8 protein-coding genes are annotated in these 7,843 nt (G+C 62.6%); all 8 read right to left on the bottom strand.

Annotated elements, in window-relative coordinates; translation table 11 throughout:
- Positions 1–451: 451 nt before the first annotated feature.
- Entirely contained in the window at positions 452–931 is a 480-nt protein-coding gene (locus tag NKH21_RS18825; RefSeq protein ID WP_352660429.1) for a MaoC/PaaZ C-terminal domain-containing protein, read from the bottom strand.
- 1 nt (position 932) lies between these two features.
- Positions 933–2,009 (bottom strand): Gfo/Idh/MocA family protein, encoded by a 1,077-nt coding sequence (locus NKH21_RS18820; protein ID WP_352660432.1) that lies wholly within the window; start codon positions 2,007–2,009, stop codon positions 933–935.
- Complete coding sequence (locus NKH21_RS18815; protein ID WP_352660435.1) at positions 2,002–2,331, bottom strand: L-rhamnose mutarotase; 330 nt, start codon at positions 2,329–2,331, stop codon at positions 2,002–2,004. Before NKH21_RS18815 ends, NKH21_RS18820 begins: the two co-directional genes overlap by 8 nt.
- 9 nt (positions 2,332–2,340) lie before the next feature.
- Positions 2,341–3,453, bottom strand: coding sequence for a mandelate racemase/muconate lactonizing enzyme family protein (locus NKH21_RS18810; protein ID WP_352660438.1), 1,113 nt, complete (start codon positions 3,451–3,453; stop codon positions 2,341–2,343).
- A 4-nt stretch (positions 3,454–3,457) separates the two neighbouring features.
- Positions 3,458–4,555 (bottom strand): ABC transporter ATP-binding protein, encoded by a 1,098-nt coding sequence (locus NKH21_RS18805; protein ID WP_352660441.1) that lies wholly within the window; start codon positions 4,553–4,555, stop codon positions 3,458–3,460.
- A 1-nt stretch (position 4,556) separates the two neighbouring features.
- Complete coding sequence (locus NKH21_RS18800) at positions 4,557–5,423, bottom strand: carbohydrate ABC transporter permease (RefSeq protein ID WP_352660444.1); 867 nt, start codon at positions 5,421–5,423, stop codon at positions 4,557–4,559.
- A 2-nt stretch (positions 5,424–5,425) separates the two neighbouring features.
- Complete coding sequence (locus NKH21_RS18795; protein ID WP_352660447.1) at positions 5,426–6,322, bottom strand: carbohydrate ABC transporter permease; 897 nt, start codon at positions 6,320–6,322, stop codon at positions 5,426–5,428.
- Positions 6,323–6,463: 141 nt separating this feature from the next.
- Positions 6,464–7,780 carry an ABC transporter substrate-binding protein gene (locus tag NKH21_RS18790; RefSeq protein ID WP_352866760.1) on the bottom strand — a complete coding sequence of 439 codons (1,317 nt, stop codon included), beginning with the start codon at positions 7,778–7,780 and terminating at the stop codon, positions 6,464–6,466.
- Positions 7,781–7,843: the final 63 nt, after the last annotated feature.

Below are 7,843 nucleotides of genomic sequence, written 5' to 3'. Positions count from 1 at the left end.
AAGGCAGGAAATGGCAGTCGCTCCTTCGCTCAACTGCCTCTCCAAAGAATCCTTTCTCAGCCTAAACTCAACCCCAAAATCGCCACATGCGATTCCCCTGCCCTTGCGGGGGAGATGCCCGGCAGGGCAGAGGGGGGTGCTGTCCCTCCGGCCTGTCAACCAATCGCTGCCACGTCCTCAGGCTGATTCCGGTTGGAAATGGCTGAAATCGACGTTGGCGATCCGTCCCACCCCCCTCTGTCCTGCCGGACATCTCCCCCGCAAGTGGGGAGATCGGATGTCGCTTCGGCTTTCGCCAACCACAATGCTGGACCGCAGGGCAATGACCGCCGACCTGAAGCAGTTGCCCTGGGTAGTATTTGTTCTTGCTTTGTGCCGGCAGCTATGCTACTAATTTGGGTATGGTACTGATTCGCACCGAGGACCCGCCGCAAGGCGGTTTTTTTTGTCTTTAGGTTTCAGCGCCATCCGTCGAGGCCCTGCTCGGCTTGTCGCGACGCTCGACGATGTAGATGTGATCGGCGACCAACACCACGTCGCCATGCTGGTTGATCACCTCGCAGCGCTCGACGACCCGGCCTGAATCGGGTCGCTTCGGGTCGTCTTCCTTGGCCGAGATGGTGGTGCGGGTCTTGATCGTATCGCCGATGAACACCGGCTTGATGAAACGCAGCCGGTCGTAGCCATAGGAGAAGGCAACCGGGTTGACGACGCTTGCCGTCAGCCCGACGCCGACCGAAAACACCAGCGTGCCGTGGGCGATGCGCTGGCCGAACGGCGTCGTCTTCATGAACTCAGCGTCCATGTGATGAGGAAAGAAATCGCCGGTATGGCCGGCATGGACGACGAAGTCGGTCTCGGTGATGGTGCGCCCGCTGGTCATGCGCGACGAGCCGATCCGGTAGTCCTCGAAATAGACAGTCTGCTCCATGTCAGGGCCTCGCCGCGATCGGCGTTGCCGGCGCCGCGCTCGATCGGTAGGCGGCTTCGACCAGCGCCATGGTGTTCCAGCCGTCCTCGACGGAACTGACAAGCTCGGTGTCCTCGCCTGATGCGTAGCGCTGGACATTGGCCATGCGGCCGATGAAGGCGTCCGGAAACCATGCGCCGACGAGCGGCACCGTAATCCAGTCGGAGCCGCCCTTCGGATAGATTTCAAGGATGTCAGGCTCGCCGCGCGGATAGTCGAGGTTGAGCCCCAGCTTGAGGTAGGCGGCGCCTTCGGTGCCGCAGATGCGGAATTCGCAGGCCTGGTGTTTTCGACCGAATTTGTGATCGTGGTTGATCGACAGTGCACAGCGCACGGTGTCGCCATAGTCGAGGATCGCGCTGGTGCGCGTTTGCGCAACCTTGTGGCCGGGATGGCCGAGTGTCTTGGCGTGAACCCCCTTGGGGTCGCCGAGCAATTGCCGGATCAGGTCGAGATAATGGATTGAATGCATGGCGATCTCGACGCGCGGCGCCTTCAGCAGGAATTCCCAGAGCTGCCAGGGTGTCGCCAGCGCCAGCCATGCGTCGAAATCGACCACTTCGCCCAACCAGCCCTTGGCGATCGCATCCTTGAGCGCCAGCATCATCGGCGCAAAGCGCAGCTGGAAATTCACCGCCGCCTTCAGGTTTTTGGAGCGGCAGATTTCGAGGATCTCGGTGGCTTCGGTGAGATTGCTGCCCATCGGCTTCTGGATCAGCGCCACGGCGCCATCGGGCAGCGTCCTGAGCACGCCGGCGTGATAGGCCGGCGGCGTCGCCAGATCGAAGACGGCGTCCTTGATTGACGCAGCTTCCTCGACCGACCGGTAAGCGGTGACGCCCCATTTCTGCGCCAGTTTTTCCGCCTTGGCCAGGTCGGGGTCGAACAGCCCGGCAACCGGGAAACCGGCTTTTCCATAGGCCGGGAAATGCGCATCGCCGACGATCGAGCCGGCGCCGAATATCACGATCGGCCTGGGCTTTGACGGCTGTGCCCAGGCCTGGGAAAGCGACGCAGGATCGAAAATGTCATCAGTCATAATGGAAGACTTCGTCCATCGACGCCCACCACTCGCCCTCCTTGCGGGTCGGCAGCGGCTCCTGGCAGGGCACGCACAGCGCCCACCATTCCTGCGTCGTGGGATCGGCAGCCATCTTCGCCATGTCGGCGGCATAGTCGGTGCCATGGTACTCGAAGGTGCTGAACAAAAGGTGCTCCGGCTCCCTCAGATAGATCGAATAATTCTTGATGTTGCAGGCGGAAATCATCTTGAGGACGTCCGGCCAGACGGCAGCGTGAAGCCGCACATACTCGGCGACTTTCTCCGGCTTGAGGCCGAGCACCATTCCCATTCGCTGCATGTCCGCCTCCTATTTCACTATCGTCGTGGTGAATTCCGCGATGCTCTTCGCCTTGATCGCATCCCAGTCCCAATCGATGCCGATGCCGGGCTCGTCCGGCGCCAATGCGTGCCCGTCCTCGATACGCATTTTCTTGCCGGTCAGCTCGTCGAGCTGGGGAATATACTCGACATATCTGCCGTTCTGAACGGCGCATGTCAGGCTGACATGCAGTTCCATCAGGAAATGCGGGCAGACCGGTATGTCGAACGCCTCGGCTGCATGCGCCACCTTCAGCCATGGCGTGATGCCGCCGATGCGACCGACATCGACCTGCACGATCGAGCATGCGCCCTTTTGCATATATTCGCGGAAATGCCGGATCGAATAGAGCGACTCGCCGATGGCGACCGGCGTCGATGTGGCACTCGACAGCCGCACATGGCCGTCAATGTCGTCGGCCGGCAGCGGCTCCTCGATCCAGGCGAGGTCGAGTTCACGCAGGCGCTCGGCCCGGCGGATCGCCTCGTCGACCGAGAAGCCCTGGTTGCAGTCGGTCATGATCTCATAGGCGTCTCCAACCGCCCGGCGCACCGCCGTCAGGCGCGCAAGATCCTCGGAACCGTGCGGCTTGCCGATCTTGACCTTCGAGCCGCGAAAACCCTTGGCCTTGGCGTCCAGCGCATCCTCGACCAGCGCCTCGGTTTCGATATGCAGCCAGCCGCCTTCGGTCGTGTAGAGCGGGCAGCGGTCCTTGGCGCCACCGGCCAGCTTCCACAGCGGCAGCCTCTGTTTCTTGGCCCGCAGATCCCAAAGGGCAGTGTCGATGGCCGCGAGCGCGATGGCCGTGATCGCGCCGATCGTCGTCGCATGGGTGGCGAACTCCAGCTCGTGCCAGATCGCCTCGATCATGTCGGCGTCGCGGCCAATCAGCCGCGGCGCAAGGTGGTCGGCAAGGAGCCGCATCACCGAAGAGCCGCCGGTGCCGATCGTGTAGCTGTAGCCGGTGCCGACCGCGCCGTCGGCATCGGTGATGGTGACGATCGGTGTTTCCTGCGAGACAAAACTTTGGATGGCATCGGTGCGCTTGACCTTAGGCACGAGGTCGACCATCCGCAGTTCGATTTTCTCGATCTTTGCCATGATTTTAACCTCGCAATGTCTTGCCTGTTTCGGCGGAAAACAGATGGGCCTGCGACAGGTCCAGGCTCATCTTGACCCGGTCGCCGGCTTTGAGCGGCTTTGGATTGAGCATGCGCGATACCCAGTCGCTGCCGTTGAATTCGGCGAACACCAGCGTCTCGTTGCCGAGCGGCTCGGTGACGGTCACCGGCAATTCCACCTGGTGGACGTCGACATCTTCGCCGGAGCTGATGCCGTGTCCGGTCGGATAGATGTCGTCGGGCCTGAGGCCGAACACGACTTTGTCGCCGGCCTCGACATTGGCCTTGAACTGGCTGGGCAGAGGCAATCTCTCGCCGCTGGCGAACAGCAGCTGTCCGTCGTCGACAACCGCCTCATGCAAATTCATCGGCGGCGAGCCGATGAAGCCGGCCACGAAGCGTGTCTGCGGCCGGCGGAAGACCTCGTCGGGCGTGCCGACCTGCTCGATGAAACCGTCACGCATGATGACGATGCGGTCGGCCAACGTCATCGCTTCGACCTGGTCGTGGGTGACGTAGATCACCGTCGACCGGACCTTGGCATGCAGTTTCTTGATCTCGGTGCGCATCTGCGTCCGAAGCTTGGCGTCGAGATTGGAAAGCGGCTCGTCGAACAGGAAGACGTCGGGATCGCGCACAATGGCGCGACCCATGGCGACGCGCTGGCGCTGTCCGCCGGACAGTTGCGACGGCCGGCGGTCGAGCAACTGGTCGAGGCCGAGAATGCCCGATGCCTCTGCGACGCGACGGTCCATTTCATCTTTAGCGGCGCCGGCTATTTTCAGCGAGAAGCCGAGGTTTTCGCGCACCGTCATATGCGGATAGAGCGCGTAGGACTGGAACACCATCGAGATGTTGCGCGAGCGCGGCGGCAGGTCGTTGACCATGCGGCCGCCGATCTCGATGACCCCGTCGCTGATCGCCTCGAGGCCGGCGATCATGCGCAGGGTTGTCGACTTGCCGCAGCCGGACGGCCCAACCAGCGCGATGAACTCGCGGTCGGCGACCTCGAGGTCGATGCCGTGCACGACCGCCACCGGACCATAGCTCTTGGTGAGTTTCTTGAGCGATACTGTTGCCATGTCAGCCTTTCACCGCGCCGGAAGTGAGGCCGCCGACGAGATGTTTCTGGACGATGAAGGTAAGCGTGAGCGCCGGTATGATCATGACCACGGCCAGCGCGCACATGCCGCGCCAGTCGATGGTGAATTCGGCCGTATAGTCGAGCAGACCGACCGGCAGGGTCTTGGAGTTGATCGAGCGGGTCAGCTGCGAGGCCAGAGCGAACTCGTTCCAGGAGGTGAGGAAGGCAAAGATGCCGGCCGAGGCGATGCCGGGGCCGGCCAGCGGAAACTCGACCTGCCAGAAGGCCTGCCAGCGCGTGCAGCCGTCGATCTGCGCCGCCTCGGCGAGGTCTTTCGGCACCTGGCGGAAAAAGCCGTCGATCAGCCAGACAGTGAAGGGCACGTTGAGCGCGACATAGACCAGGATCAGCCCGAAGTGCGTATCAATGATGCCAAGCCGCGCAAAGACGAAGAACAGCGGCAGCGACAGTGCGATGCCGGGCACCGTGCGCGTCAGCATAAGGCCGAGGAACATCGCCGATTTGGCGCGGAAGCGGTAGCGCGCAAAGGCATAGCCGCCAGCCATGCCGATGACGATGGCGATCACCGTCGAGGTCACCGAGATGATCAGCGAATTGCGGAAGTAGTCGAGCACCGGAATGCCGCCCTGGCCGACGCCGCTGAACATGGCGATGTAGGCGTCGAGCGAGAGTCGCTGCGGGATCCACACCGGCGGCTTGGCCATGATCTCGACGGTCGGCCGCAGCGACGACAGCACGATCCAGATGCCGGGCAGGCAGATGACCAGCATGGCCAGGAACAGTCCGATGCCGTGAACGATGCCGAGCGCTTTGTTGCCTACGCGATGCAGGCTGTTCTGGTCCATCCTCACCACTCCGCCGCGATCTGCGTGCGCGCCGCGGCGAGCTTGCGGTAGAAATAGACGGTGAACAGGATGGACAGCAGGATCGAGAAATAGGCCATGGCGTTGGCCATGCCCATCCTGGCATCGCTGTAGGCGGTGCGGGCGACCAGCGTCCAGACCAGCTCGGTGCGGCCGGCAGGACCGCCGTCCGTCATGATCTTGACGATGTCATAGGCGCGCGCGACGTCGAGCGAGCGGATGGTCATGGCGATGAAAGCGAAGGGCATGATGAACGGCCAGGTGACATAGCGGAATGTCTGCCACGGCGTGCAGCCGTCGACGCGGGCCGCCTCGACCGGTTCGCGCGGCATCGCCAGCAACCCGGCCAGGATAAGGATCGCGAACACCGAGGTCGACGACCAGATCTCGGCGATCAGGATGGCGATGAAGGCGAGATTGCCGTCGATCAGCCACGGGATGGCGCGGTCGGTCAGGCCGAGCCCCTGCAGGGCGTTGTTCACGAGGCCGATATTGTCGTTGAACATGAATTTGAACTGGAAGCCGACGAGGATCGGCGAAAACATCATCGGGAACATCATGATGGTGCGCAGGACCCGCTGGCCGCGCGATGCTTTCTCCACCAGCAGGGCCAGCCCGAGCCCGATCAGCATCTCCAGGTTGAGCGCCACGGTCAGCAGCACCACGGTGCGGGCAAAGGCGACCCAGAAAGCGCGGCTGGTCAGGATGGCGACGTAGTTGCGCGCGCCGATGAAGACCCAGAACGTCTCCGGCCTGGTCAGCCGGAACGGCGTGAAGCTGGAATAGAGCGAGAGCAGCAACGGCACCACCACCACGGCCGCCAGAACGATCACCGCCGGCAGCAGGAGCAGCAATGGCGGCGAAGGTCTCCAGCCTTTCATGGCGATCCGGTTCTGGTTGGTGCCCGGACACCGCAGGCCGCCATTGGCGAGCTGGGATCAAGACAAAGCGTGTTGCACATGGCTCGAAAAAAATGCGGGGCGCCGCTCTTCGATTAGCGCGGCGCCCCCTTGGGAGAATGGTCAAAGCTTGCCGGCGTCCTCGAGGATCTGGGTGGCCTTGGCGGCGGCGTCGTCCAGCGCCTGCTTGGAGGTCTTGTCGCCGAGAATGGCGGCCTGCAGTTCGGGATAGACGGCGTTGGAGATTTCGATCCATTCAGGTGTCTGCGGCACGGCAAACGCGTGCTTTGCCTCTTCCTGGAAAGCCGCCAGCACTTCCTTCTTGTAAGGATCGTTTGCCGCCTGCTGGATGTCCCAGTCCCACACCGCTGTGCGGGTCGGCAGTGGGCCGCTTGCCGCCTCGAGCTTTTGGCTGTCCTCATTGGTCAGGAACCAGACCAGCGACGCCGCAGCCTCCTTGCTGGCGCAGTTTTCGGTGACCGAAAATCCGTGGTGCCCCGACCAGCCGGTGCGAATGCCTGCCGATCCCTTCGGCGCCACCTTCACGCCGACATTGCCGGCGACCTTCGACGACTTCGGATCGTTGAAGAAGCCTGCCCAGCCCGGCCAGTCGAGGTTGATGGCGACGGTGCCCGAGGCAAAACCCTGGCCGAGATCGTCCCACAGATAGTTGGTGGTGCCGGCCGGCACCGCCTTGGCCTTGTAGAGATTGACGAACCAGTCGAGCGCGTGCACGCCGGCTTCCGAGTTGAAGGCCGGCTTGCCATCCTTGTCGAGGTATTCGCCGCCGTCGGCGATGAGCATCTCGTAAAAGCGGCCGTTGATCGCCTCTTCCTTGCCGGCGAACTGGGTGCCGTAGAAATCGGGCGGGCTGGCGAAGAATTCCGCCTGCTGGGCGACCTCGTCCCAGGTGTCGGGCGGTGTCAGCTCCTTGCCGTACTTGGCCTTGTAGGCGGCCTTCTTGGCTTCGTCCTTGTAGAGGCTCTTCTGGTAATAGAGCGCCGAGACGTCGAACTGCGCGCGCGGCAGCATTACCAGCTTGCCCTCGAGCGTCGAGGCCTTGATCGTCGACGGCACGAAGGCGTCGATCTCCTCCTTCGGCAGCAGCTTGTTGAGATCGGTGTAGATATCGGGATATTGCGGCGCGAAGGACGAGTGGTTCGACCCAACGCACCAGTTGATGCTGCCGGAGGCGATGTCCGACTTGATTTCCTTGTCGAGCTCGAAGTGATTTTTCTTCGAGATCACGTTGACCTTGGCGCCGGTCAGTTTTTCCCATTCGCCGATGCGCGCGTACAGCCCTTCATATTGCTGGCCGCCGATCAGCTTGGCGTCGATGGTGACGCCGTCGAATTTGCCGGGCAGGTCGGCAGCAAGGGCACTCGCACCCAGTGCGAGCAGCGTTACGCCGGCCGACAGGCCGCAAAACAGTTTCGTCATTGGTATCCTCCCAAGAGTCTGCGTCGATCCATAGCGAGGGCTGATCGGCAGCTTCATTCATAT

Source organism: Mesorhizobium sp. M1329, assembly GCF_040318035.1.
In the GTDB taxonomy this organism is placed as follows: Bacteria; Pseudomonadota; Alphaproteobacteria; order Rhizobiales; family Rhizobiaceae; genus Mesorhizobium.
Note: the sequence above shows the minus strand (reverse complement) of the source record. Positions and strands in the feature narration are given on the sequence as shown.